Raw genomic sequence first — 23,271 nt, forward strand, 5'->3', positions numbered from 1 at the left:
GACGCTCAGGCCTGGGAGACCGTCAGCTCGCCGCCGCTCTTCTCGAGCTTGGCCGGCGCGAGCCCGCTCTGCGCGGGACCGGACTTCACCGAACCGTCGGCGGTGGAGAAGTCCGAGGAGTGGCATGGGCAGATGATGTCGTCCTTTGTCACCGTCTTGACCATGCAGCCCTGGTGGGGGCAGACGGCGGAGAACGCGTGGAACTCGCCCTTGACCGGCTGGACGACAACCCAGCCGCCGGTGACGACGCCCGAGCCCACGGGCACCTCGGCGGCCTTGAGCGTGACCGGCCCGGCATCGGACTTCTCCTCCGAGCAAGCGCTCAGCGCCCCGGCACTCACGAGGGAGCCGGCCAGCGCCGCCCCCTGCATGGCGCGCCGCCGGCTCACACCGGCGCCCCGCACGGCATCCTCCACGGCCCGTCCGCCCATCAGCTCTCCCCTGTCTCCGTGTCCGCCGGCGCCCTGAGCACCAGCTCCGCTCCCCTGACCCCGGCCAGCATGCCGGGGTCGATGCGCTCGCCGGCCCGGATGACGCTCAGGCCGCCGCTGGGCTCCAGGATGACGCACTGGGCCTGCTCGAAGCGAGCCAGGCCCGCCTTGCGCAGGGCGACGACGACATCGGCGTCGGAGACGTGCGCGCGGCGCACCGCCTCCTCGACGAAGCGGCCGTGGGCCAGCACCACCGTGGGGCGGGCGTTGATGCTGCGCACGGCGCCCACGCGGTGCTGGATGGCGCCGAACGCCGCCTCCATGCACATGAGCGTCACGAGGCCCACGATGCCCACCGCCAGGGTAGGCGGGTCGCCCAGGATGACGCGGCCGGCCACCGCGCCGAACATGATGACGACCACCGCGTCGAAGCTCGTCATCGCCGTGAGGATGCGGGGGCCGAAGACCTTGACCAGCAGGAGGAACGCCAGGTAGATGCCCACGGCGGAGACGATCGTGATGGGGATGCGCCAGGGGTCCATGCCCACCCACTCGGCGAGCGCGGCCCCCCAGCCTCCGGGCGGGTTCACGCGGCCTCCGCCTCGGCGAGGACCGCGGCGGCCACGGCGCGCACGACGGGCCAGGTGCGTCGCATCCGCGCGCGGCCGTATTCGGCCTGCGGGTCCCCGTGACCGGCGGTGAGGGCACGCGCGGTCCACGTGCACGCGTTGAGGCACAGCCGCGCGAGGGCGGAGAGCTCGATGAGGCGCGCCTCGGCGGGGGCCAGCGGGTGCTCGGCGGCCTCCTGATAGGCGGCGGCGAAGGCCGCGAAGGCGGCGCGCGGGTCCGCCCGGCCGAGCATCGTGTAGCTGCCGGCGATGGCGGCCTCGGCCAGGCGCGGGGCGCTGCGGCAGTCGCCGAAGTCGATGAGGCCGGTGATCCGGCCGTCGGCGACGAGCAGGTTGAAGTCGTTGACGTCCTGGTGGACGACCTGGCGGGGCAGCTCGGGCAGGCGCGGGCGCACGCGGCGCTCGAAGGCGAGCGCGGCGCGGCGGGCCAGGGCCACGTCCGCGGACAGCGCCGCGCCGTAGTCCGCGGGCACGCGCCCGGCGGCCTCGAGCGTGCGGATGCGGTCGCAGGCGAACGCGACGTTCGCCCCCGTGGTCTCGAACGCCCACGGGTGGAGGACGGGTGCCGGCTCCGGTGCCGCCGCGGCCAGCGCGTCCGCCAGGCGGGCGGCGAGGCGGCCCACCTGCGCGGGGTAATCGGGGTAGGAGTCGCGGCCGGCGGCCACGCTGCCGGGCAGGTACTCCTGGAGGCGGAACATCGCGAGCTCCCCGTCGATGTCGACGAGGGCCAGGACGCCGGAGGACTCCCCACCCGGGGGCGCGAACGGCTCCACGGCTGGCCGCTGGCCGGCGACGGGCAGACCCGCGGCGTGGGCGCGCTGCTGGACCCGGCAGACCCAGTCGGCGTGCTCGGGCATCATGGCGGGGTTCGGGTACTCGCCCTTGAGGACGAGGCGGCCCGCGCCGTCCGCGGGCTCCACCGCGACGTTGACCGCGATCTCACCGGCCATGAAGCCTCCGGCGCTGACCTCGCAGCCGAAGTGCCGCGCGCAGATCTCCGCGATCTCCGCGCGGCTCAGCGAGTGGAGTGGCCTGGGCATGGGCCCAGCGTAACCCCGGCGCCTAGAGTGGGGTCATGGACGACCTCGGCGAGACGGCGCGGCCCACGCGGGCGGTGCAGCCTGTGCGGCACGCGCCGCCCGCCCGGCCCACGCGTGCGGGGACGCTGCGCGAGCGCCGCGCGGCGGTGCTCTCCCCCTCCTACCGGCTGTTCTACTCCGAGCCCGTGGAGCTCGTGGCCGGCCGGGGGGCGCACCTGTTCGACGCCCAGGGCCGCGACTTCCTCGACATGTACAACAACGTCCCCGCCATCGGGCACTCCCATCCGGGGGTGGCGCGGGCCGTGGCGGCCCAGGCCGCGACGCTCAACACCCACACCCGCTATCTCACCGCGGGCCTGGTCGACTACGCCGAGGCGCTGCTCGACACGTTTCCCGCCGAACTCGACCGGGTGACCTTCGCCTGTTCGGGGTCCGAGGCCGTGGACCTGGCGCTGCGCATGGCCCGCTGCGCCACCGGCCGGCGCGGGATCATCGTGAGCGCCCACGCCTATCACGGCACGACGGCGCTGGCCGCTGCCGTCTCTCCCAGCCTGGGGCCGGACAATCCGCTGGGCCCCGAGGTCGTGACGGTGGACCCGCCCGACCCCGCCGAGGCGCCCGGGGACTTCGCAGCGCGCGTGGCCGCGGCCGCCGACCGACTCGAGGAGTCCGGTGCCGGCGCCGCCTGCCTCCTCGCCGACTCGATCTTCTCCTCCGACGGGGTGCGGCCCGGCCCGGTGGGCGCGCTGCCGGCCGCTGCGGCGCAGGTGCGCGCCCGCGGCGGACTGTGGGTGGCCGACGAGGTCCAACCCGGGTTCAGCCGCACCGGCGCCATGTGGGGCTTCGAGCGGCACACGGGAGCGAGCCGGGATGCGGCCGGCGGCGCAGGAATCAGTGGCGCAGGGGCCAGTGGGGTCGCGGGCAGCGGGACTGTGACCGGTGGGGCTGTGGCCCGGGACGGTGGCCCGGGTGAGGCCGGCGGTGCTGACGACGTGCCCGATATCGCCGTGCTCGGCAAGCCCATGGGCAACGGGATGCCCATCTCCGCCGTGATCCACCGCGAGGCGCTCGGCCGCGAGTTCGGCCAGCGGGTGCGCTACTTCAACACGTTCGGCGGCAGCCCCGTCTCGATCGCCGCCGCCCAGGTCGTCCTCGCAACCGTGCTGGGCGAGGACCTGCCCGGGCGCGCCGCGAGGCTGGGCGAGCGCATTGCGCGGGGCATGGCGGACACGGGGGCGTTCTCGCAGGTCAGGTACGCCGGGCTGTTCGCGGGAGCGCAACTGGACTCCGCGGAGCGCGCCCAGGCGGTCGTCGATGCGCTGCGCGCCCGGCGGGTGCTCATCAGCGCCTCGGGAGCGGGCGGGGACGTGCTCAAGGTCCGCCCGCCGCTCATCGTCGACGACGATGACATCGACCGCTTCCTCACGGAGCTCGACGCGGCCCTGGCGGAGGTGGGGCGCTGATGCCCGAGGCACCCGAGCTCGATGCCGCGGCCGCCCGCCTGCGCGAGCTGGCGGCCGGGCGCACCCTCACCCGGCTGGACATCGCGGCCTTCAGCGTCCTGCGCACCGCGCAGCCGCCGGCGGATTCCCTCATCGGCCGCGAGCTCAGCGGCGTGGGCCGCCGCGGCAAGCACCTCCTGTTCGACTTCGAGGGCCGCACGGCCGTGCTCCACCTGGCGCTCGCCGGCTGGCTGCGCCACCATCCCACGGCCCCGCGCGGGCGCGTGCCCCACCGCGGGCCCCTGGCCCTGCGCCTGACGTTCGACGACGGCTCCGCGCTCGACGTCACCGAGCAGGGCACGAAGAAGTCCGCCGCGCTGTGGGTCAGCGATGAGCCGTCTTCGCTCCCGACGCTTGCGCGGCTGGGCCCCGAGGCCGGGGAGCTCGCGGAGGGGCAGTGCGAAGCGCTGCTGCGCGCCACCTCGGCGCAGGCGAAGACGGTGCTCACGGACCAGGAACGGATGGCCGGGATCGGCAACGCGTGGTCCGATGAAATCCTCCACCGCGCGCGCCTGTCCCCCTTCGCCGCCGCGAACCGGCTGGGCGAGCGCACGGGTGCGCTCTGCGCGGGCCTGGCGGAGACGCTCGAGGTCGCCCACGCAGGCCTGGACGGCGTGCCCCTCGACAAGCTCAAGGCGGCGAAGAAGAAGCTGCTGCGCGTCCACGGGCGCACCGGGCAGCCGTGCCCGGTGTGCGGCACCGCCATCGCGGAGGTCTCCTTCGCCGAGTGCTCGCTGCAGTACTGCCCGGGCTGCCAGACCGGCGGCAGGCGGCTGAGCGACCGCCGCATGGATCGGCTGCTGAAGTGAGCGCCCAGGAGGCGGGAGGGCCGGCACCCGGTCACGCGCAAAGGCAAGGGCAACGGCAAGGGCAAGCAAGGACGAGGGGATATGGAGTGGCGGACGCGGGCAAGGCGGAGCGGGCGGTGGGCGAGCGCCCAGCGGGTGAGCGCCCGGCGGGTGAGCGCGCACCGGGGGCGCCTCGGGTGCGGCTCGTGCCCCTGGACCCGGACGATCCGGCCCATGTCGAGGCCGTCTTCGACATGCACTCGCGCCTGGAGATCGTGCGCTGGCTCGACGACCCGCCCTGGCATCCCATGGAGACCCGGGACGAGGCGCGGGCGCTCATCGAGCGACGGCGCGAGCGCGAGGCGCGCCTGCACTTCGACCGGCTGCGCGGCATCCTCGATGCGGACACGGGCGAGGTCGTCGGCACCGCCCACATCGTGCTCCTGGGCAGGAGGGACGGCACCTCGGACGATGACCACCACATCGGCTGGGCCCTGCGGCCGGCCGCCCAGGGCCGCGGCTACGTGACGGCGGCCGCGCGCCTGCTCGCCGCCGAGGTGTTCGCCGAGGGGCTCGACATGCTCTACATCGACATGTGGGCCGACAACGAGCCGTCCGCGGCGGTGGCCCGTCGGCTGGGCGCCGCGGACCGGGGCGTCGTGGACGACCCCTGGTACCACGGCACCTCGCGCGTCTTCGAGCTGCGGCCGGCGGACCTGCAAGGCTGAGCGCCGAGCCGAAACCGCCGGCCTCAGCGGCCGCTGTAGACCGGGAACGCGCTCGACTCGCCGTAGTCGCGCGCGTCGAGGCGGCGCAGCGCCGCCATGTCCTCGGCGGAGATCTCGAAGTCGACCTGCGCATTGGCGCGCATGTGCTCCGGGTTCGCCGTCTTCGGCAGTGCGACCGTGCCCAGCTGCAGGTCGTAGCGGATGCACAGCTGAGGGACGGTCGCACCGTAGCGGTGCGCCATCGCATCGAGGTCCGCGTTGTCCAGGATCTCCCCGTGGGCGATCGGCGAGTAGGCCTCGACGAGGATGTCGTGCTCGGCGCAGTAGGCGAGCAGCGCCTCCGGCGTATTGCCCGCGTGCACGAGCAGCTGGTTGACCTGCGGGGCCACGCTCGCCGCCGCGAGGATGTTGTCGAGGTCAGCCTCGAGGAAGTTCGACACGCCGATCGAGCGGATGCGCCCCGCGGTCTGCGCCTCCTCGAGCGCCCGCCAGGCCTCCCGGTTGCCCTGCGCGTAGTCGCCGCCGCGGAAGTCATCCCACGGCTGCGGGCTGTGGATGAGCATGAGGTCGAGGTAGTCGAGGCCCATGGTGGCAAGCGACTCGTCGATGGCGGCGGTCGCCGTGTCGTAGTCCTTGGCCTCGGCGGCGAGCTTCGTGGAGACGAACAGCCGCTCGCGCGCCACTCCCGAGGTGCGCACGCCCTCCCCGACGCCGCGCTCGTTGCCGTAGGCCTGGGCGGTGTCGATATTGCGGTAGCCCATCTCGATGGCCTCCCGGACGGCCTGGGCCGCCCGGTCGTCGTCGATCATCCAGGTGCCGAGGCCGAGCTTGGGGATCGGGGACCCATCGGCCAGGGTGTAGGTCTCGTCGAGGATGCTCATGCGCGCTCTCCATTCGCGGTGTGCTGCGGGTGATCGGTGGGGTACGGGTGACGGGTGTTCTGTGAATGACCGGCAGCCTCCGGCAGCGCGGCGTACTGCGCATCCGAGACGGGCTCGAGCCACTCATTGCTCACGCCCTCCCCGGGCGTGATGAAGGCGAGGTGGGAGAACCAGGCGCCCGCCTTCGCCCCGTGCCAGTGCTTCGTGCCGGCGGGGACGCGCACCGCCGAACCGGGTTCGAGGGACACGGGGGCGGCGCCGTGCGCCTGGTACCAACCGCTGCCCGCGGTGCACAGGAGGATCTGGTCACCGCCGCCGGCGCTGCCGTTGTGGATATGCCAGTTGTTGCGGCAGCCGGGTTCGAACGTGACGTTGCTGACGGGCACGCTGCCGTCCGTGAGCGGTGCCAGATAGCTCTGCCCCGTGAAGTACTGGGCGAATGCGTCGTTCGGCTCCCCCTGGGGGAACATCTGGTCGAATGCCGGTGCGGACATCTGCGCTCCTCGCCTGTGGAGATCGTGGGCCGGCCCGGGGTGCGGACCGCTCCTGGACGTGATCCCATTCAACGCCCTTCGGCACAGCTTGGCCAGCGGGAACGCAGCGCTTCCCTGGCCGTCGGGTGCATCGATGTCTTGGCGGGATGAAGGCGCGACGCCGCGCTGCGGTGGTGTGCGGCTTCCCGGCACTGCGCGCGGGGCTCGGGTGCTCCGCCATCCCACGATCGCCGGGGCCGGCCTCCGTCCTGCGGCCGTCGGGTGCGGCCACCGGGCGCGGCACCGCGCGCCCGCGACACCGCACGCCCGCGACCGAACCGGTCTCAGCGCTTGGGGCGCCGGAAGACGCCGCGCGTGCCCCGCAGCTTCGCGTCGATGCCGCGGTAGGACCAGCCGCGCATGGGCTGGGGCACCCGCCACTGCAGGTTCCACGCCACCATCCGGAACGCGAAGACGAACGCCGCGATCGCCAGGGCCGTCCACAGGTTCCACGCGTGCAGCCGGACCGCCATTGCTGTGAGCACGGCGCCCGCGGTGGCGGGCAGCAGGTAGAGGTCCGAGCCGTTGAACAGCGCGGGGACCTCGTTGGCGACGACATCGCGCAAAAGGCCGCCGCCGCAGGCGGTCATGAGGCCCAGCACGATAGCCGCGGGCACGTTCATCCCCAGGTCCAGGGCGCGCACGGTGCCCGTCATGCAGAACAGGCCCAGGCCCGCGGCGTCGAAGGTGACGATGAACCAGCGCACCCGCTCCAGTCGCTGGCCCACGAAGTAGACGATGACGGTCGTGACCAGCGGCGGAATCAGGTAGACGGGCTCGCTCAGCGACAGGGGGCGCGTGCCCAGGAGGACGTCGCGCAGCATCCCCCCGCCCAGGCCCGCCAGGGCGCCCAGCACCAGGCCGCCGGTGATGTCGATGTTCTTGCGCGCCGCCAGCAGGTTGCCGGAGAGTGCGAACGCAACGATGCCCAGCAGGTCCAGGGCAAGGAGCGTCGTGGCGGTGTTCGTCATGGCCTGCCCAGTCTATGCAGGTGGTTCGGGCCCTGGTTCGCGCCGATCGGGCGATCATCCGCGCGCGGCTCGGGTGGCGCCGCCACTTGGGCCCGGCCGCGCAGCGCGCCCCGGGCCGCACCTCGGGCAGGCGCATCTGGGGTGAACGCCCATGCGCGGCTCGCGTGCCGCCGCCACTTGGGCCCGGCCGCGCAGCAGGCCCCGGGTTGCAACTCGGGTCGGCCCTCCCCACAGCAGCCACGCCCCTCGGCAGCGGGGCCAACGTCCGCACCCGGGCACCGTCCGCGTCAGGGCCGGGGAGCGACTCGCACCTCGGGCCCGCTTTCCGCGCGACGGTGCCCGCCCGTGTCCTCACTCCTTCCGCACCCGGGCACTTCCTGCGCCAGGGCCGCAGGGCGACCCGCGCTTCGGGCCCGCTTTCCGCGCGACGGTGCAGGTCCGTGTCCTTACTCCTTCCGCACCCGAGCCGCGGGGCGACCCGCGCCTCGGGCCCGCACCCCGCGCCACGGCACCGGGCCCGCGCGACCCTCGCGCCCGCCCGCACCCAAGCCCGACCCGTGCTCCTGCCCGAACCCGTGCTCCTGCCCGAGCCCGAGCCCGAGCCCGAGCCCGGGGAATGCTCGGTCGTCGGTGCGCGGGCCGTGAGCCGACGCGCACCCGCGACGCGAAAGGCCCCCAGGTCACACCTTTGTGCTGCCCGGTGGCCGCCCGGCCCGCGCGTAGGGTGGAGCGCGTGAACAGCCTTCCTCGCCGCTATGACCAGTCCCAGAAGCTCTCCGACGTCCTCTACGACATCCGCGGCCCCGTTCTGGACGAGGCCGAGCGGATGGAGGCGGAGGGCCACCGGATCCTCAAGCTCAACATCGGCAATCCCGCGCCGTTCGGCTTCGAGTGCCCGGACTCGATCCTCGTCGACATGATCGCCCACCTGCCCACGGCACAGGGCTACAGCGACTCCCGCGGCATCCCCTCGGCCCGCCGCGCGGTGGTCCAGTACTACGAGACACGCGGCATCGACGGGCTGGACGCGGACGACGTCTACCTGGGCAACGGCGTCTCCGAGCTCATCACCCTCAGCCTCCAGGCGCTGTGCGATCCGGGCGATGAGATCCTCGTGCCCACGCCGGACTACCCGCTGTGGACGGCCTCGGTGACGCTCTCCGGCGGCACGCCCGTCCACTACGAGTGCGATGAGCAGGCCGGCTGGCTGCCGGACCTCGACGACATCGCCGCGAAGATCACCGACCGCACTCGGGGCATCGTCGTGATCAATCCGAACAACCCCACCGGCGCCGTCTACCCCCGCGAGGTGCTCGAGGGCATCGTGCGCATCGCCCGCGAGCACGGGCTCATCGTCTTCTCCGACGAGATCTACGAGAAGATCACGTACCACGGTGCGGAGATGGTCAACACGGCGCAGGTCGCCGGCGACGAGGTCCTGTGCCTGACGTACTCCGGCCTGTCGAAGGCCTACCGGATCGCCGGCTACCGCTCGGGGTGGCTGGCCATCACGGGCCCCAAGGGCCAGGCGGCCAGCTACATCGAGGGCATCCGGCTGCTCGCGAACATGCGCATGTGCGCCAATGTGCCGGGCCAGCACGCCATCCAGGCGGCGCTGGGCGGGCGGCAGTCCATCGAGGAGCTCGTGCTGCCCACCGGCAGGCTGGGGGCGCAGATGGACCTGTCGCTCGAGAAGCTCAACGCGATCGACGGCATCGAATGCCAACCCGCACACGGCGCGCTCTACCTGTTCCCCAAGCTCGACGTGGAGCGCTTCGGCATCGTCGACGACGAGCGCTTCGCCCTCGACCTGCTGCGCGAGCAGAAGATCCTCGTGAGCCACGGCAGCGCGTTCAACTGGGCGCGCCCGGACCACTTCCGGCTCGTCACGCTGCCGAGCGTCGAGGTCCTCGACGAGGCGCTCAACCGGCTCGGCGACTTCCTCTCCGGGTACCGCCAGCAGGCGTAGCGGCGGCAGCCCGGGTCCGCGAGGGCCCCGGCGGAACACTGTGGTCTTACCAGCACCAGGAAGACGGCAGCCCGGGTCCGCGAGGGCCCCGGCGGGCTGCGCGGCAGGAGTGACTGCGCGGTACGAGTGGCTGCGCGCTTCCCCGCTGGGGGGCGGGGAGGTGTGGCGACGTGGGTGCGGCGGGAGGCAGCGCAGCGCCTCGCACGCGGGGCTCGAAAAGAACTCTTCACCTGATCAGCCCCCACCCGTCAGGGGAAGACTTTCCGCCCGGGTTCGGGCCGTAGCGCTCAAAAGGTCTTCACCCGCTCGCCGCGACGCAATCACGTGAAGACTCCCCCACAGCGGCCCACCCCGCGAACGGCGCCACCCCGAGCAGCGCCTACAGAACCGCCCCTAGCCGAACAGCTCGCGCCCGATGAAGCTGCCGCGCGCCGGGTTGGGCGGCACGGCGAAGATCGCGGAGCCACGGTGGGCGATGTACTCGTTGAGCATGTCGCTGGCGCCCAGCCGGTCTTGGAGCGTGATGAAGTGCTGCGGGTCGTTGACGTAGGCCAGGAAGTGCAGCCCGGCGTCCAATTGGCCATCGGAGTTGATGCCGTCGGTGTAGTTGTACGGTCGGCGCAGGATCTTCACCCCGCCGTTGTTCTCCGGGGCGCTCAGCGCCACGTGGGAGTTCACCGGGATGACGGGGTCGCCGTCGGCGCCCTTGGCGTGGAAGTCCGGGGTGTCGAACTCCGCGTGCCCGCTCAGCGGCGCGCCGGAGACCTTGAACCGGCCGAAGACCTCGTTCTGATCCGAGACGCGGTCGGCGTCCCAGATCTCGATGAACATCTGGATCTTGCGGCTGATCTGATAGGTCCCGCCCCTCATCCAGGCCACATCGTCGTCGCCCACCCACACGAACTTCTCGTGATCCGGGTCGGTGGAGACGTTGCGGGTCCCGTCCTTGTAGCCCAGCAGGTTGCGCGGGGTCTCCTGGCCGCCCTGCGCGGAGGCCTTGCCGAAGCCCATGACGGTCCACTTGGTCGTGGCGGAGCCCCGCGCCATACGAGCGAGGTCGCGGATCGCGTGGTACGCCACCTGCGGGTCATCGGCGCACGCCTGCAGGCTGATGTCGCCGTCGCACACCGCGGGGTCCAGACGGTCGGAGGAGAACTTGGGCAGCTTGGCCAGCTTCTTGGGCCGCTTCGCCGCGAGTCCGAACCGCCCGTCGAACATGCCGGGCCCGAAGCCCACGGTGACCGTGAGGTTGTTGGGCCCCAGGCCCAGTGCCTCGCCGGTGTCCGTTGCGACGCTCTGCTCGTGCTCGGGCTCCACCTGGCCGATCGAGTTGCCCTGCATGAGTTGGTCGATGGCCGCGGACCAGCGGGCCAGCAGCACCTGCAGGTCCTGGGCGGTGGCCAGGGTGAGGTCGAAGGCCATGAATACGGAGTACTGCTGGGGAATCGTGGAGACCCCCACGGGGTGGGGCTGGTCGTAGAACTCGTAGTGCGACTGCGCGATCTTCGAGCCGGCGCTCGCCTCGCGCTCCCGGTGGGCGGCGTCGACGGACAGGCCGCTGACGAGCCCGCCCGCGGCAAGGCCGCCGAAGCCTCCGACGAGGAGGCCTCGGCGGCCGATGCCCTTGGGGCCGGAATCCGGCTTCATCAGGCCTTGGCGACCTTTTCCGCCAGCGTCGACAGCGGATCCTGCAGGCCCTGCACGGACTGCGAGAGCTTGTTCGCGTCCTTCTTGCGCAGCTCCGGCGTCCACGCCTTGTAGCCGCCCAGCGCATCCGCGTCGCGGTAGGCGTTGAGGTCCTTGCGGACCTTGTCGAACTGGCCGGAGATCTTCTTCGTCAGGTCCGGGTCGATCTTCTCGAGGCCCGGCTTGAGGCTGGCGAAGGCATCCTGCGCGCCCTCGACGTTCGCCGCGAAGTCGACGAGGTCGAGGTGGCTGTAGGCCTCCTCCTCACCGGTGATCTTCTCCGACTGAACCTCTTCGAGCAGGCCGGCGGCGCCGTTGGCGAGGTCCTCGGGCTTGAACTTCAGATCCTGGACCTGCTCGTTGAGCTTGCCCACGTTGTCCGTGAGCTCCTTCGCGTACTTCTTGGTGCCGTCGTCGATCTTCTTGCCCTGCCACAGGTCGCGCTCGATGGCGTGGAAGCCGTGCCAGCCCACCTTCTTGTCGATGTTCGACTGGCGCATGTCGATGAGGTAGTCGAGGTTCGTGGCGTTGTCGTCGGGAGAGCCACCGGGCAGCAGGAAGCTGTCGACGTCGGACTCGACCTTCTCGTAGAACGGGCGGGCATCCGCGTAGGCCTTCTTCGCGGCCTCGACGTCGCCCTTGTCCACGGCTTCCTGGAGCTTCTTCACGGCGTCGTTCATCTGGCCGACCTGGTCCTTGACGAAGTCCGCGTACTGGTCGGCGCCCTGCTGCAGCAGCTCCTGCGTGTCGCCGGTGGGCTTGGCGGCATCGCCGGTGACCTTGAAGTCCTGCATCTCCGTCTCCGCGCCAGGGCAGTAGACCTGGTAGTCCCCGCCGGAGAGCGTGACGGTGAACGACACGGGGGCCAGGCCGGGGGCCAGGTTCTCCTTCTCGCCCAGGATCCGCTGGTCCTGGAGCAGCTCGACCTCGGTGATGCCGGAGGCGGACTTGTTCTCCACATTGAACTTCACGGGGCCGCCGTTGGCCTCGGTCTTGTCGATCGAGCAGGTGTCCTTGCCGTCCTTGTTCTCCAGCGAGACGTTGACCTCGGTGGTCCCGCCGTCGGAGCTCGAGTCCGAGCTGTCGCTGGAGCCGCTGCCGCAGCCGGCGGCGGTCAGCGCGATGGCCGCGATCGAGGCGGCGGACAGGCCGCGCGCGATGGTCCTGGTCTTCATGGTGTCTCCTTGCGGTGGGCCGGCTGCGCCGGTTCGGTGGGGGTGGTCAGCCTGCGGTGGGCAAGCTGCGCCTGGACTGCCAGGGCGATTGCGGTCAGGCCCGCCGCAATCGGCAGCCACATCTTCCACAGAAGACGTTCGGCGCGTGCCTGCTGGGTCTGCTGGAGCTGCTGCTGGGCAGCCTTCGCAGTGTCCTGGTCGATCGAGGCGCCGCCGCCGGACAGGCTGACGGTGCGCGGTGAGCTCAGGCCGCCGCCGCTGAGCGCGGCGGTCCCCGTGCGGGTCACGCCGCCGCCCAGCAGGCCGCCCTCGTACGTTGTGGCGTCGATGGCGTCGGTGGCGTCCACGGTCGCGGCGAACGGTCCAGGCTGACGGTCGACGTTGATGCCGACGGGCAGGCGGCCGCCGTTGAGCTCGGCGAGCTCGGCGAGTGTGATGGTCTGCTTCGCCGCCGGCTCCTTCTTCTCCGTGTGCCACTGGAGGGTGCCCGAGGCGCCGGTCGGCTGGCCGTCCTCCGCGGCGAATCCGTATTCGGCGGTCTTGCCGCTCGCGTCGGTGACGCTCAGCGTGGCAGAGCCGTCGTCGCGCTGGGCGAACGCGAGGGTCTCCCCGCCCGCGGTGCGCGCCTGCGCCTCGGGCGCCTGGAGAGCGGGCAGCGGCACGAAGAGGGCGAGCGCGAGGGCCGCCGCGGCCAGTGCGACTGCGCCGCCCGCCAGGGCGCGCACCCGGGCCGCGCCCGTGGGGCGCAGACGGGCGGGCAGCAGCACGATGATCATCATCGGGACGAAGTAGGCGAGCCAGCCCAGCACCTCGATGAGCCGCGGGTCCGCGGGGATGCCGAGGACGCCGGTGATGAGGGCGGCGCGGATCGTGCCGTTGGGCGCGAGCCACGACAGGTCGAGGGTGCGCTGCTGGCCGATGAGGATCCAGCCCGCCTCGTGGGCGGTGCGCAGGCCGGAGATGACGAGCCCGGCGGCGACGAGCACGAGGAACGGCCCGGTGATCTGGAAGAACTTCCCCAGGTTGATGCGCACGCCGCCGGTGTAGATGCCGTAGCCGATCCCCACGGAGACGAGGATGCCGAGCACCGCGCCGAGCGCCGCGGCGCCCACGGACGACGATGCCTGGAACGTGGCGAGGAGGAAGACGGCGGACTCGAAGCCCTCCTTGAGGACCGCGAGGAACGCCATGATCGCCATGGCGCGCGCGGTGCCGGTGGCCAGGGCGTCGTCGGCCTGCCCCTCCAGGTCTCCCTTGAGGTTGCGGGCGTGATCGCGCATCCACAGCACCATGCCGGTGACGAAGACCACGGCGATCGCGCCGATGACGGTCTCCATCCCCTCCTGCTGGCGCTGGGGAAGGGCCTGCTGGACGAGTTCGAGGGCGACGCCGACGAGGATCGAGATGATGATCGCGAGGATGACGCCCAGCCACATGGGCCGCAGCGACTGGCCGCGGCGCTTGAGGAAGGCCGCGATGATGCCGACGATGAGGGCGGCCTCGAGGCCTTCGCGCAGGCCGATGACGAACGTCGCGAGCACGGGCGTCTCCTCCTGGCTGTGCGGCTGGCGTGGATCGCCGGCGAACAGCGGGATTCACGTACGGTCGGGGCTGCACGCGCGGCGGTCCCGGAGGTCCGCCGCGTGGTGAGCCTCACCTCATCGTAGTCCCGGCCTCGGACGGCAGGCGAGGCTCGGGACACCATTCGGACATTCGTGACAGACATCACGAACTCGACCCTGACCTCAGCCGGGCCTCAGGCCAGAATCTGAGCTCAGTGCCTGCGTCAGTGCCTCAGCCCACAGCGGCGGCGAGGGCGCGGGCCACGCGGTCGGTCTCGCGCAGCATCGAGGGATCCGAGCCCGGCATGGGGCTGATCGTCGTGTCCCCGAAGACGTCCTCGAGCGGCAGGCCCATGAGGAAGAGCACCGGATCGGGCGTGCCGTCGGCGCGGATGGCCCGGTTGCTGGAGAGCTCCACGTCCGGCGCGCGGGAGTCCACCGCGGTGCCGTCGGCCGCGTGGTGGGCATAGGGGCGCAGGCGGCCGGCGGCCAGCAGCTCGCCCACCAGCGGGTCGGCGGTGAAGCGCAGGTCGGGCGCGTGCATCCACGCATCGAGGAGCACGCGCCCGCGCACGGGTGCCCGCACGGTCGAGGTGTGCAGGACGAAGCCGTCGCCTGCGTGCGGCCCCTCCACGCGGGGGTGCGCTCCGGCAAGCTCCACCACACCCGCCTCGATGAGCGCGAGCAGCTCCCGGGTGCGGAAGGCGGGCGGGCCCGAGCCCACCATCTGGCCGAGCGACTGGAGCGTGCGCAGGTGCCCGGAGCGCGATTCGGCGGTGAAGCGGTCGCGGCTGCCCAGCAGGGTCGCCAGGCGCCGGGCGGCGCTGAACGACCACAGGCCGTTCTTCTCCGGGCTCGCCGCCGCGGCGCGCGCTGCGGCGAGGTCGGCGGCGAGGCGCGGGGCGGCCCACGCCGTGAGCGCCGCGGCATCGGGCAGGGGCGCACCGTCCGGGGCGACGGGCAGCGCATACCGCTCGGGGTGGAATGCGTCGGCGGGATCCAGGAGCCCGGTCAGTGCCGTGCGGGCGCGGGCGAACTGCTCCTCGACGGACTGTGCGGGCTCGAGCGGGGCCGCGTCGAGAGCGGCGGTGACCGCCGCGGCGGTGCTCGCGGCGGTGAGGGCTGCAGTATCAGCGGTAGCTGCGGTGCCGGTGGGGCCGGTGGGGCCGGTGGGGCCGGTATCAGTGTCAGCATCGGAGGCGCGGTCGTCGGCATGAGCGGAACCGGTACCGGCGTCCGGGGATGCGTCGCTCGAAGAACCAGCGTCCGGGGCACCGCCGCCCGGGAAGCCGTGGCTCGAAGAGCCGGCCTCCGGGGTACCGGCGTCCGGGGAGCCGTGGCTCGAAGAGTCGGCCTCCGGGGTACCGGCGTCCGGGGAGCCGGTGCCGGCGGAAGCGAGGATCGTGAGCGCGTGGGCCTCGAAGGCGTCGCGGACGATCGCCGGCCACAGCTCGCGGTCGAACTCGATCCGCTCGGCCGCCGGGCGCGCCCGCAGCTCCGCGGCGGTCGCCCGGGCGCGCGGCAGGTGGGCGGCGGGCGGCAGACCGCCGTATTCGGACTTCGGCAGGTAGGGGTAGCCGCGATGCGAGGCGACCACCAGGTGGGGTTCGCGCCCGGAGGCGCGGTAGCGCAGGCGCCCGGCGCGCCGCGGGTCCTCCTCGAAGGTCCCCCCGCGTCCGGCGGTGAGGAGGATCAGCGCGTCGAAGAAACCCATTCCCAGGCCCCTCACCAGGACATTCTCACCCGCTGCGATGCCCGAGAGGTCCTGGGCAAGCGGATTGCCGGGAGCCACCCACAGCGGTGCGCCCGGAGCGGGAGCCGCTCGGGGCGCGGACACCTCCGAACGCAGCGGCGCACGCACCGCCGTATCGCCGATCGCCGATCCGCCCGTGAGCGCACCTTCGACAAGCGAAGCTCCAGCAGGCGCCCCGTCCGCCGGCGCCCCGTCCGCCGGCGCACCTCCAGCAGGCACCCCACCCGCCATCGCATCTCCAGCAGGCGAACCGCCCGCTGCCGCACCGCCCGCAACGGGACTGCCCGCCACCGAGCCGCCCGCGGCCCGCACGGCCGAGGCGAGGCGCGCCTCGGCGGGGGTGGGAGCGTGGGCGAGCCAGCCGCCGGTGAGGACGACGGCATCGGCTGCGATCGTGTGCGCGGCATCGCCGGGAGCGTGGGGCCGGTGCGCGGCCGGCTGCGCGGGGTGCAGCTCGACGCGGCCGCCCTCGCCCACGTGCGCCGCGCGGGCCCGGTGGACGTGCAGGTGTGCGCGCTCCGGCAGCCAGGCCCGCACGAGGTCCAGCACCCAGCCCAGGTACGCGCCGTAGAGGGCGCGGCTGGGATTGGATTCGGGGCGCGTGGCGGCCATCTCCGCAAGGAACGGCTCGAGCGGCTCCAGACGGGGCGGGTGGGCCTCGAACGGCGCGCGGTGGGCGGCGGGGATGGCCGCCAGCGGATCGCCCAGGCCGGCTGCGGCCCGTGGCTCCAGTGAGCGGCCGGCGGCATCGAGGACCAGGAGCATCCACTCGTAGAGCGTGGGCCCCTCGCGCACCGGGCCCCGGACGGAGGCGCCGGGCTCGGTGAAGAGCGTGACGGCGTGGGCGAGCGTGTTCATGCACAGCAGGCGCGTCTGGCCGGTGCGCCACACATCCCCCGCGCCCGGCTCGTGCTCGTCGATGAGGTGCAGGTCGAGGCGCTCACCGGGCGCGGGCTCGCCGCTGGCGCCCAGCACCGCGCCGAGCCGCTCGACCAGGGAGATGCCGCGCGGCCCACCGCCGACGATCGCAATCGCACTCATGTCCCCCACCCTAGGGACCGGGCGCACGACGCCGCCGCGGGCCCGTCATCTGAGGTCGCCCACAGTGACACTGCCAAACCGCGAGGGGTAGTGTCGCCTCAGCGCGACCGCGGCACGGCCACGCGGCCAGTGCCCGCGGCGCGCGCTGCACACGAAGGAGGCATCATGGCGATGCACGGGAGCACCACCGACCGGGAGCCGCTCATCGCGGTCACGGGCGCCACCGGCGCACTGGGCGGACGCGTGTCGCGCCTGCTGAACATGGCCGGCTGGCCGCAGCGGCTGCTGGTGCGCGACCGTTCGCGGGCACCGCGACTGCCGCACAGCACCGTCTACGAGGCCCCGTTCGGCGGGGGTGCCGAGGTCCAGCGCGCGCTGCGCGGCGTCTCCGTCCTCTTCATGGTCTCCGCCACAGAGGCCGAGGACCGGCAGCGGGCCCAGGAGGACTTCGTCGCCGCCGCCGCCGCTGCCGGGGTCCAGCACATCGTCTACACCTCGTTCGCCGGCGCGGACGAGTCGGCCACGTTCGAGTTCGCCCGCACCCACGCCGCCGCCGAGGCGCACATCCGGGATGCCGGCATGGCGTACACCTTCCTGCGCGACAACTTCTACCAGGAGGTCTTCCCGCTGTGGGTGGGCGAGGACGGTGCGCTGCGCGGGCCCGCGGGGGACGGGCGGGTCGCGGCCGTGGCCCGCAACGACGTGGCCCGCACGGCGGCGCGCGTGCTCGCCGACATCGGCAGCCACCTGGGCTCGGGCTCCGGCCAGGAGGCACCGCACGCCGGCCGCGCCTACGACATGACCGGCCCGCGGGCGCTCACGCTGGGTGAGATCGCCCGCATCCTCTCCGAGGCGCAGGGCCGCGAGGTGCGCTACGTGGACGAGACGCTCGAGGAGGCCTATGCCTCCCGCGCAGCCAGCGGGGCACCGCAGTGGCAGCTCGATGCGTGGGTCTCGACCTACACGGCGATCGCCAAGGGCGAGCTGGAGCACGTGAGCGACGACATCAAGCAGCTCACTGGGACGCCCGCGGCGAGTCTGGAGCGGACACTGCGCGAGGCCCTGTGAGCCGCGCGAGGACAACCGCCTGGGCCTCCGTCTCGGCGACCGTGCCCCGGACCGGTTCGCGCTCAAAGCGCGCGGTGCCCGCGAAGCCCGCCCGCTTGAGCGCCGCGGCGACCTCCGCGGCGCTACGGTGGCGGCGGTGGAGTTCCACGGCGTGGCCCCGTGCGCGGAAGGCAGCGCCCACCTCGCGAGTGCCGGTTCCGGCCTGGAAGGCAACAAGCGCGGTCCCACCGGGGCGCAGCACGCGCGCGGCCTCGGCCAGCACCGCGGGCAGCGCGGAATCGGCCACGTGGACGATCGAATACCACGCGAAGTAGCCGTCGAAGGCGCCGGCCGGATACGGCAGGGCGGTGAGATCGCCCACCCGAGTCCCGAAGCCCGGGTGGTCTGCACGAGCACGGGCGATCATCCGGGGTGAGAGGTCGATGCCCCGCGGCTCGAGTCCCAGCCCGGCAAGCACCGGCAGCATGCGCCCGGCTCCGCAGCCGGCGTCGAGCACGGCTGCACCGCGCCCCGCATGGCGCGCGAACCGCTCGATCATGGCGAGCTCCCCGGGCTGCTCGGCGGCGGTGCCGACGAGCGCATCGGCGTAGGTGTCCGCGACTTCGTCGTAGGCCGCGCGGATACGGTGGGCGGCCAGTCCCCGCGGGGCCACCAGCGGCCGATCCGCCTCGGGCAGCGGCCCCTGCACCCGGGGCGAGCGCCCCTGGGCCCCGGGCAGCGGGCCCCGCACGTCTGCCGGCGGGCCGCTCCCCTCAGCCTGCGGACCTTGGCTGCCGCTCATGCGGGGCCCGCGGACCGGGTGCGGACGGGTGCCGGGCAGCTGGCCGCGAGGGCCAGGGTGTGGGCGACGAGGACGACCGGAGCGAGCGCGATCGGGCCCCAGGAGTGCATAGGCCGAGTGTACGGGCCCATCGCTCGGGGGCGGGGGTGCCGGGCCTGGCACCGCAGGCACTCGGAAGGGAGCGGAAGCGACACCGCAGGCAGCCGGAGCACAGGCCAGAAGCAGGGGGAGCCAAGAGTTCACCGGCCGTGGCTATGCTCCGCTCATGGTGTTTGGGACTCAGACTCAGAAATCGGACAAGAGCTTCGTCGTCACGTGGCTGCTCGCCTACTTCTTGGGGACCTTCGGCGCCGACCGGTTCTACCTGGGAAAGCTCGGCACCGGCCTGCTCAAGCTCGTGACCCTGGGCGGCCTGGGCATCTGGAGCCTCGTGGATGTCGTCATCTACCTCATGGGCGCCGGCCGGGACCGCGAGGGCCGCCCGCTGGCCGGGTACCGCAAGAACATCAAGCTCTGCCTCATCCTCACGGGCGTGTTCGTGATCGTGGGACTGGGCGCGTCGAGCTGCCAGGCGCGCGGCATCGGCGACGCGCTCTCCGCGGGGATTTCCGCCGAGGCGCCCGCCCCGATTTCCGGTGCGGTGCCCGGCGGGCACCCCGTTGGGGTTGCCGAAACCGGGCCGTTAGCATCGTGACCATGGCATACGACACGCACACGCGAGAGTCCACGAAGAGCTTCGTCGTCACCTGGGTGCTGGCCTGGTTCCTGGGCTGGCTCGGCATCGACCGCTTCTACCTGGGCAAGATCGGCACCGGCATCCTCAAGCTCATCACCCTGGGCGGCCTGGGCATCTGGTCGCTCATCGACGTCATCATCTACCTGGCGGGCGCGGGCCGCGACAAGGCGGGCCTCCCCCTGGCGGGCTACCTGAAGAACCGGAAGGTCTGCATCATCCTGTCGATCGTGTTCTTCATCCTGGGCATCGGCACGTCCGGCTGCCAGGCCATGAGCATCGGCGGCTCGCAGGCCGACGCCGCCCCGGCCAGCGCCTCGGCTCCGGCACAGCTCTGAGGAGCTGGGGCCGGCCCGCCATTCGCGCCGGCTCCGGCCCCCGGGTCAGGCCTTCGCGCCGCCGCGGCGCAGGCCGCGCAGCGCCTCCTCCATGCGTCCGAGCTCGGCGAGCATGGCCCGAGCGCCCTCGCCGACGGGCGCCTCGGGGCTGAACGTGCCGTCGGTGATCGACTTCTGCACGAACGGGATGGAGACGGCCTCGAAGAGGGGGGTCATCTTCAGGGTGGTGACGACCTGCTTGATCATCTGCGCGGCGCGGGTGCCGGCGGAGATGCCGCCGTAGCTCACGAGGCCCACCGGCTTATAGGCCCACTCGAGGCACAGGTAGTCGATGGCGTTCTTCAGCGCCGCGGAGAAGCCGTAGTTGTACTCGGGCATGACGAAGACGAAGGCATCCGCGCGGTCGATCGTCTCCGACCTGCGCTTCGTGTGGTCCTTCGTGTACTTGCGCATGCGCGGGTGATTGGGCTCGTCCATGAGCGGCAGGTCGACCTCGGCCAGGTCGACGAGCTCCACCTCGAACTCGCCGGATTCGCGGGCCAGGCCCTCGAACCACTGCGCCACGGGCAGGCCGACACGGCCGGGCCGGGTGCTGCCGACGATGATCTGGAGGACGGGCTTCGACATGGGGTCTCCCTTGTGAGCTGGAGGGCTTGTGGGCCAGAGGGCGCCACAGCGCCGGTGAGCCTGGGGGCGGCTCGAATGGGTGCCGGGTGGGGATCGGGCACCTCCCAGCGTAGTTCAGCCTTCAATGAGGCATGTGCGCGGGCCGTGTCTGGCTCGTCACGTGCTGCGCTGCCGGTGAGGCGCGGGTCTGTTCCCTTGACACTGCCAGGTCCTGCGGTACGGGCAGGCCACACCGCTTCGCCCTACGCTGGTGGCATGGACATCGCGGTGGAGATCGAGGGCTGGGCTCAGGCCTGCTGCGGGGCGGAGATCCGCGTGGACGAGTTCGTCGCCTGGGAGCTCTGCGCACTCGATCCTGCGCGGCGCTCAGCCGAGGGGCTGCGCCGCTTCCGCCAGGAGCTCCACGATCAGTTCCCCGACGGAGCCGAGCACCGCCGCGTCACCGGCACGGTCCGCGCGATCCAGGGGGTCGATCAGCCCGTGGAGCCCGTGCCGGGGTTTCCGGATCAGTGGCGCGCGGCGGATGCTCCGCCCATCGTCGTCGACCTCGACCGGATCACGGCCCGCGAGAGCGCGCACAGTGGCTTCCGCGTGCGCCTGGAGGTCGGCGACGATGCGCGCCTGCCGGGCTGGTCACCCCGGCCCGCCCACCGCGGTGGCCCCGCGGCGTCGGCCGGCTCGCTGCCCGCTGACCATGAGTCCCCGCCCTCAGGCCGCATCCGGACGGGTGCGGACCCGGTGCTCACCGCCCTCCGGGGTCTCGCCGCCGAGGTGGAGGCGGACTTCCGCTCACATGCGCAGGTGGTCTCGAGCCTCGACGGCGGTGCCTGCACGATCCAGCCCATGCGGGGCGAGCGGGCGGCCGTCCACTGGCGCAGTGACGGCACCGCGCTGCACGTCACCGTGGCCAGCGCGGACTGGGAGCTGCCCGCCGCCGCGGAGTCCGTTGGGACACTGCGCCGCCTCGTGGCCGCCGCTGCAGAGGGCCGCGTGCACGAGCACGTCTCCGAACAGTCGGACGCCGTGGTGACGACGACTGTCGTCGAGCTGCCCGAGGGCCCGTGGCGACACGAGGACATCAGCGCCGTGTTCCGACCGCGGGGCGGCGAATGGTCCGCGATCGCGGGTCCTGCGGCCGAGCGCCTGGCCCGCGGTGACATCGACTACCTGCCGTGGGACGCCCCGTGATCAGCACCGAGGAGCCGCTCGCCGGCTTCCGCGGGCGGCGCCTGCGGAAGCCGGATGGACGGCACCGGCCGACCTCCCTGGCCGTCATGATGTCGTCGGAGACCGCATGAGCGAGGGCACCCAGCTCGCCACCGAGCGCCTGGTGCTGCGCAGACTCTCCCCCGAAGACGCCGCGTTCGTCCTCGAGGTCCACCGCAGCCCTCAGCTGACCCGCTTCATCCCCGGTGCCGTCATGGACTCCGTCGCCGAGGCGCGGGCCTGGATCGGCCTGCGCCTGGCCGAGGAGCGGGCCAGGGCCCAGGAGCAGGCTCCCGAAGCCTACCGATTGCGCGGCGTGTGGCTCGCGTGCCTGCCCGACGGGCCGGCCGTCTCGCTCGTCATCCTCAAGGCGATCCCCGCCTCAGAACCGCCCGCGGGCACGAGTTCGAATGCGGCCGGCCAGCCCGACGACACCGAGATCGGCTGGCGCCAGCCGGCATCCAGCAACGGGCACGGTTACGCCAGCGAAGCTGCCGCCCGGGTCCTCACAGCGGCACTCAACTCGGGCCTCGAGCGGGTCATCGCGGTCACCCACCCGGACAATGCGGCATCCCAGCGGGTGTGCGAGCGCATCGGCATGCACCGCGTGGGCCGCAGCGCGGCCTACTACGACCAGAGCCTCGAACTCTTCGAGGCGCGGCGCGATTCCCACCGACAGGGCATCCGCGGTGCCCCCGAGACCGCGGCCGGCGCGGCTCAGACCAGTCAGACCAGATAGTCCGCCACGAGTGCGAATGCGGACAGCCCGAGCATGCCCAGGCAGTTGAGCCACAGCTCGCGACCGCAGAAGCGGGCTCGAACGTGGGCCGTCGCCGCGCAGCAGAAGTAGACGACGGCCCCCAGTGCAGCGGCCGCACCCACACCCGGCACCCAGAGCCCTACCACCAGGCCCGCTGCTGCGAGAAGCTTGACCACGATGAGTACCCACCACCAGTCGCGGGGCAGCCCCACCCCGTGCAAACAGCGGCGCACGAAGGCCGGCGGCCGCAGCGAGACCAGCGCATCGCCGGCCAATCCGACCGCGAGCAGCACGCTCGGCCAGCCCAGCGCGGGCACCAGCAGGATGGCGCTCTGTCCGTTCATCGCGCGCCGCCCAGAATCGCGGCGACTGCCTCGCGCACCCGCGCGGTCACGTCCTCGTAGGCGACCGCGCCGGATGCCGCGGTCAGGAGCACGCCCAGATACGCGTAGTAGAGCGCCCGCGCACGGCGCTTGGGATGGGCGAGCCCGGCATTCTTGAGCACGGCGACGATCTCACCGAGGAGCGCACGGCCCAGCGAGCCGAAGATCGCGGGCCGCCCGGCCTCGGCTCCGGCCCCAGCTCCGGCCTCAGATCCGGCCGCGAAGCTCTCCGCACCGGCGCCGGGAGCAGGACCGGCAACGAGCACTGCGGCATAGGCGCGCGACAGCTCGAGGTCCTGGCCGAAGTACTCGATGAACGGCGCGAACAGCGCCATGACCGCGTCCACGGGGGCGAGGGGTCTGCTCGCTCCCACGCGCTTCCGTGTGCCCTTCTTCCCGCCTGCGCCACCGGCCGCTCGCACCGCCCCCGCCGCCGAGGCGCCTGCCGCCGTGCGTTCGGCGTGCACCTGGGCGATCCAGTCCTCAAAGGAGCGGACGAGCAGCGCGCTCTTGTCTCCCACGCCCATGACGGTGCCCACGCTCACCCCGGCGCGCTGGGCGATCTGGCGGATGGTGGTGCCCGCATAGCCGGCCTCGCGGAAGAGGTCGCGGGCGGCGGCGAGCACCGCGTCCTCCGTCTGAGCCCTCCGCGCACCCCGGTCCTGAACACGTTCATTGAACATGTT

Annotated in this window: 24 protein-coding genes; 10 read left to right on the forward strand and 14 right to left on the reverse strand. The window is 72.7% G+C overall.

Translation table 11 applies throughout. The features are described from left to right. Nucleotides 1-5: 5 nt before the first annotated feature. From BRM1_RS09285 to BRM1_RS09295, 3 genes are read right to left on the reverse strand one after another with little or no spacing between them, the layout of a single operon-like run. Nucleotides 6-431: a Rieske (2Fe-2S) protein gene (locus tag BRM1_RS09285; protein WP_268525408.1), complete on the reverse strand. Its 426-nt coding sequence runs from the start codon at nt 429-431 to the stop codon at nt 6-8. Continuing rightward, nucleotides 431-1,021, reverse strand: coding sequence for a DUF421 domain-containing protein (locus tag BRM1_RS09290; RefSeq protein WP_268525410.1), 591 nt, complete (start codon nt 1,019-1,021; stop codon nt 431-433). Before BRM1_RS09290 ends, BRM1_RS09285 begins: the two co-directional genes overlap by 1 nt. Next, nucleotides 1,018-2,100, reverse strand: coding sequence for a phosphotransferase (locus BRM1_RS09295; RefSeq protein ID WP_268525412.1), 1,083 nt, complete (start codon nt 2,098-2,100; stop codon nt 1,018-1,020). Before BRM1_RS09295 ends, BRM1_RS09290 begins: the two co-directional genes overlap by 4 nt. A 35-nt stretch (nt 2,101-2,135) precedes the next feature. Between BRM1_RS09295 and BRM1_RS09300 the strand changes: the two genes are divergently transcribed. From BRM1_RS09300 to BRM1_RS09310, 3 genes are all read left to right on the forward strand, one after another. Then, nucleotides 2,136-3,563, forward strand: a complete 1,428-nt coding sequence (locus BRM1_RS09300) for an aspartate aminotransferase family protein (RefSeq protein ID WP_268525414.1) — start codon at nt 2,136-2,138, stop codon at nt 3,561-3,563. Then, a complete protein-coding gene (locus tag BRM1_RS09305) occupies nt 3,563-4,411 on the forward strand; it encodes a DNA-formamidopyrimidine glycosylase family protein (RefSeq protein ID WP_268525416.1) in 849 nt (282 codons plus the stop codon). Before BRM1_RS09300 ends, BRM1_RS09305 begins: the two co-directional genes overlap by 1 nt. Before the next feature lie 86 nt (nt 4,412-4,497). After that, nucleotides 4,498-5,118: a GNAT family N-acetyltransferase gene (locus tag BRM1_RS09310; protein WP_160952773.1), complete on the forward strand. Its 621-nt coding sequence runs from the start codon at nt 4,498-4,500 to the stop codon at nt 5,116-5,118. Between the two features lie 23 nt (nt 5,119-5,141). On the opposite strand, the gene BRM1_RS09315 is transcribed toward BRM1_RS09310, so the two are convergent. The 3 genes from BRM1_RS09315 to BRM1_RS09325 all read right to left on the reverse strand — a co-directional run bounded on the left by BRM1_RS09315 (nt 5,142) and on the right by BRM1_RS09325 (nt 7,503). Further along, nucleotides 5,142-5,999, reverse strand: a complete 858-nt coding sequence (locus BRM1_RS09315; RefSeq protein WP_268525418.1) for an aldo/keto reductase — start codon at nt 5,997-5,999, stop codon at nt 5,142-5,144. Continuing rightward, entirely contained in the window at nt 5,996-6,493 is a 498-nt protein-coding gene (locus BRM1_RS09320) for a cupin domain-containing protein (RefSeq protein ID WP_235936300.1), read from the reverse strand. Before BRM1_RS09320 ends, BRM1_RS09315 begins: the two co-directional genes overlap by 4 nt. A 323-nt stretch (nt 6,494-6,816) precedes the next feature. Beyond that, on the reverse strand, nt 6,817-7,503 hold the full coding sequence (locus BRM1_RS09325) for a trimeric intracellular cation channel family protein (protein WP_160952771.1): 687 nt from the start codon (nt 7,501-7,503) through the stop codon (nt 6,817-6,819). A gap of 733 nt (nt 7,504-8,236) precedes the next feature. On the opposite strand from BRM1_RS09325, the gene BRM1_RS09330 reads away from it, so the two are divergent. Then, entirely contained in the window at nt 8,237-9,472 is a 1,236-nt protein-coding gene (locus BRM1_RS09330; RefSeq protein WP_268525423.1) for a pyridoxal phosphate-dependent aminotransferase, read from the forward strand. A 393-nt stretch (nt 9,473-9,865) separates the two neighbouring features. On the opposite strand, the gene BRM1_RS09335 is transcribed toward BRM1_RS09330, so the two are convergent. The 4 genes from BRM1_RS09335 to BRM1_RS09350 form a co-directional block, all read right to left on the reverse strand. Then, a complete protein-coding gene (locus BRM1_RS09335; protein WP_160952770.1) occupies nt 9,866-11,119 on the reverse strand; it encodes a Dyp-type peroxidase in 1,254 nt (417 codons plus the stop codon). Continuing rightward, nucleotides 11,119-12,333: an iron uptake system protein EfeO gene (gene efeO / locus BRM1_RS09340; RefSeq protein ID WP_160952769.1), complete on the reverse strand. Its 1,215-nt coding sequence runs from the start codon at nt 12,331-12,333 to the stop codon at nt 11,119-11,121. Before efeO ends, BRM1_RS09335 begins: the two co-directional genes overlap by 1 nt. Then, nucleotides 12,330-13,874 (reverse strand): iron uptake transporter permease EfeU, encoded by a 1,545-nt coding sequence (efeU, locus tag BRM1_RS09345; protein ID WP_268525425.1) that lies wholly within the window; start codon nt 13,872-13,874, stop codon nt 12,330-12,332. The genes efeO and efeU overlap by 4 nt, the downstream gene beginning before the upstream one ends. Nucleotides 13,875-14,127: 253 nt before the next feature. Beyond that, on the reverse strand, nt 14,128-16,689 hold the full coding sequence (locus tag BRM1_RS09350) for an FAD/NAD(P)-binding protein (protein ID WP_268525427.1): 2,562 nt from the start codon (nt 16,687-16,689) through the stop codon (nt 14,128-14,130). Nucleotides 16,690-16,854: 165 nt separating this feature from the next. On the opposite strand from BRM1_RS09350, the gene BRM1_RS09355 reads away from it, so the two are divergent. Further along, nucleotides 16,855-17,757: an SDR family oxidoreductase gene (locus tag BRM1_RS09355; protein WP_268525429.1), complete on the forward strand. Its 903-nt coding sequence runs from the start codon at nt 16,855-16,857 to the stop codon at nt 17,755-17,757. On the opposite strand, the gene BRM1_RS09360 is transcribed toward BRM1_RS09355, so the two are convergent. Continuing rightward, entirely contained in the window at nt 17,705-18,409 is a 705-nt protein-coding gene (locus BRM1_RS09360) for a class I SAM-dependent DNA methyltransferase (RefSeq protein WP_268525431.1), read from the reverse strand. The genes BRM1_RS09355 and BRM1_RS09360 overlap by 53 nt on opposite strands. A gap of 394 nt (nt 18,410-18,803) precedes the next feature. On the opposite strand from BRM1_RS09360, the gene BRM1_RS09365 reads away from it, so the two are divergent. Continuing rightward, on the forward strand, nt 18,804-19,232 hold the full coding sequence (locus BRM1_RS09365) for a TM2 domain-containing protein (protein ID WP_160952766.1): 429 nt from the start codon (nt 18,804-18,806) through the stop codon (nt 19,230-19,232). A 2-nt stretch (nt 19,233-19,234) separates the two neighbouring features. Beyond that, entirely contained in the window at nt 19,235-19,609 is a 375-nt protein-coding gene (locus BRM1_RS09370) for a TM2 domain-containing protein (protein WP_160952765.1), read from the forward strand. A gap of 45 nt (nt 19,610-19,654) precedes the next feature. Here BRM1_RS09370 and BRM1_RS09375 read toward each other — a convergent pair whose 3' ends face one another. Continuing rightward, nucleotides 19,655-20,236 carry an NADPH-dependent FMN reductase gene (locus BRM1_RS09375; RefSeq protein ID WP_268525434.1) on the reverse strand — a complete coding sequence of 194 codons (582 nt, stop codon included), beginning with the start codon at nt 20,234-20,236 and terminating at the stop codon, nt 19,655-19,657. Between the two features lie 255 nt (nt 20,237-20,491). On the opposite strand from BRM1_RS09375, the gene BRM1_RS09380 reads away from it, so the two are divergent. Genes BRM1_RS09380 through BRM1_RS09390 form a run of 3 tightly spaced genes read left to right on the forward strand, consistent with a single transcriptional unit; the run spans nt 20,492 to nt 22,181 of the window. Then, complete coding sequence (locus BRM1_RS09380; protein WP_268525436.1) at nt 20,492-21,424, forward strand: DUF6578 domain-containing protein; 933 nt, start codon at nt 20,492-20,494, stop codon at nt 21,422-21,424. Next, a complete protein-coding gene (locus BRM1_RS09385) occupies nt 21,409-21,534 on the forward strand; it encodes a hypothetical protein (protein ID WP_268525438.1) in 126 nt (41 codons plus the stop codon). Before BRM1_RS09380 ends, BRM1_RS09385 begins: the two co-directional genes overlap by 16 nt. Next, on the forward strand, nt 21,531-22,181 hold the full coding sequence (locus BRM1_RS09390) for a GNAT family N-acetyltransferase (RefSeq protein ID WP_268525440.1): 651 nt from the start codon (nt 21,531-21,533) through the stop codon (nt 22,179-22,181). The genes BRM1_RS09385 and BRM1_RS09390 overlap by 4 nt, the downstream gene beginning before the upstream one ends. On the opposite strand, the gene BRM1_RS09395 is transcribed toward BRM1_RS09390, so the two are convergent. Next, on the reverse strand, nt 22,169-22,546 hold the full coding sequence (locus BRM1_RS09395; protein WP_160952761.1) for a DoxX family protein: 378 nt from the start codon (nt 22,544-22,546) through the stop codon (nt 22,169-22,171). The genes BRM1_RS09390 and BRM1_RS09395 overlap by 13 nt on opposite strands. Continuing rightward, a complete protein-coding gene (locus BRM1_RS09400; protein WP_268525444.1) occupies nt 22,543-23,268 on the reverse strand; it encodes a TetR/AcrR family transcriptional regulator in 726 nt (241 codons plus the stop codon). Before BRM1_RS09400 ends, BRM1_RS09395 begins: the two co-directional genes overlap by 4 nt. Nucleotides 23,269-23,271 lie beyond the last annotated feature (3 nt).

It is taken from the genome of Brevibacterium sp. BRM-1 (assembly GCF_026802075.1).
Classification (GTDB): Bacteria; Actinomycetota; Actinomycetes; order Actinomycetales; family Brevibacteriaceae; genus Brevibacterium; species Brevibacterium rongguiense.

What these genes read in the sequence shown, in the direction of transcription:
- BRM1_RS09400 (WP_268525444.1), bottom strand. Translation starts at nt 23,268, where the DNA reads ATGTTCAATGAACGTGTTCAGGACCGGGGTGCGCGGAGGGCTCAGACG.
- BRM1_RS09285 (WP_268525408.1), bottom strand. Translation starts at nt 431, where the DNA reads ATGGGCGGACGGGCCGTGGAGGATGCCGTGCGGGGCGCCGGTGTGAGC.
- BRM1_RS09295 (WP_268525412.1), bottom strand. Translation starts at nt 2,100, where the DNA reads ATGCCCAGGCCACTCCACTCGCTGAGCCGCGCGGAGATCGCGGAGATC.
- BRM1_RS09300 (WP_268525414.1), top strand. Translation starts at nt 2,136, where the DNA reads ATGGACGACCTCGGCGAGACGGCGCGGCCCACGCGGGCGGTGCAGCCT.
- efeO (WP_160952769.1), bottom strand. Translation starts at nt 12,333, where the DNA reads ATGAAGACCAGGACCATCGCGCGCGGCCTGTCCGCCGCCTCGATCGCG.
- BRM1_RS09370 (WP_160952765.1), top strand. Translation starts at nt 19,235, where the DNA reads ATGGCATACGACACGCACACGCGAGAGTCCACGAAGAGCTTCGTCGTC.
- BRM1_RS09305 (WP_268525416.1), top strand. Translation starts at nt 3,563, where the DNA reads ATGCCCGAGGCACCCGAGCTCGATGCCGCGGCCGCCCGCCTGCGCGAG.
- BRM1_RS09350 (WP_268525427.1), bottom strand. Translation starts at nt 16,689, where the DNA reads ATGAGTGCGATTGCGATCGTCGGCGGTGGGCCGCGCGGCATCTCCCTG.
- BRM1_RS09380 (WP_268525436.1), top strand. Translation starts at nt 20,492, where the DNA reads ATGGACATCGCGGTGGAGATCGAGGGCTGGGCTCAGGCCTGCTGCGGG.
- BRM1_RS09375 (WP_268525434.1), bottom strand. Translation starts at nt 20,236, where the DNA reads ATGTCGAAGCCCGTCCTCCAGATCATCGTCGGCAGCACCCGGCCCGGC.
- BRM1_RS09355 (WP_268525429.1), top strand. Translation starts at nt 16,855, where the DNA reads ATGGCGATGCACGGGAGCACCACCGACCGGGAGCCGCTCATCGCGGTC.
- BRM1_RS09335 (WP_160952770.1), bottom strand. Translation starts at nt 11,119, where the DNA reads ATGAAGCCGGATTCCGGCCCCAAGGGCATCGGCCGCCGAGGCCTCCTC.
- BRM1_RS09390 (WP_268525440.1), top strand. Translation starts at nt 21,531, where the DNA reads ATGAGCGAGGGCACCCAGCTCGCCACCGAGCGCCTGGTGCTGCGCAGA.
- BRM1_RS09395 (WP_160952761.1), bottom strand. Translation starts at nt 22,546, where the DNA reads ATGAACGGACAGAGCGCCATCCTGCTGGTGCCCGCGCTGGGCTGGCCG.
- BRM1_RS09320 (WP_235936300.1), bottom strand. Translation starts at nt 6,493, where the DNA reads ATGTCCGCACCGGCATTCGACCAGATGTTCCCCCAGGGGGAGCCGAAC.
- BRM1_RS09365 (WP_160952766.1), top strand. Translation starts at nt 18,804, where the DNA reads ATGGTGTTTGGGACTCAGACTCAGAAATCGGACAAGAGCTTCGTCGTC.
- BRM1_RS09325 (WP_160952771.1), bottom strand. Translation starts at nt 7,503, where the DNA reads ATGACGAACACCGCCACGACGCTCCTTGCCCTGGACCTGCTGGGCATC.
- BRM1_RS09315 (WP_268525418.1), bottom strand. Translation starts at nt 5,999, where the DNA reads ATGAGCATCCTCGACGAGACCTACACCCTGGCCGATGGGTCCCCGATC.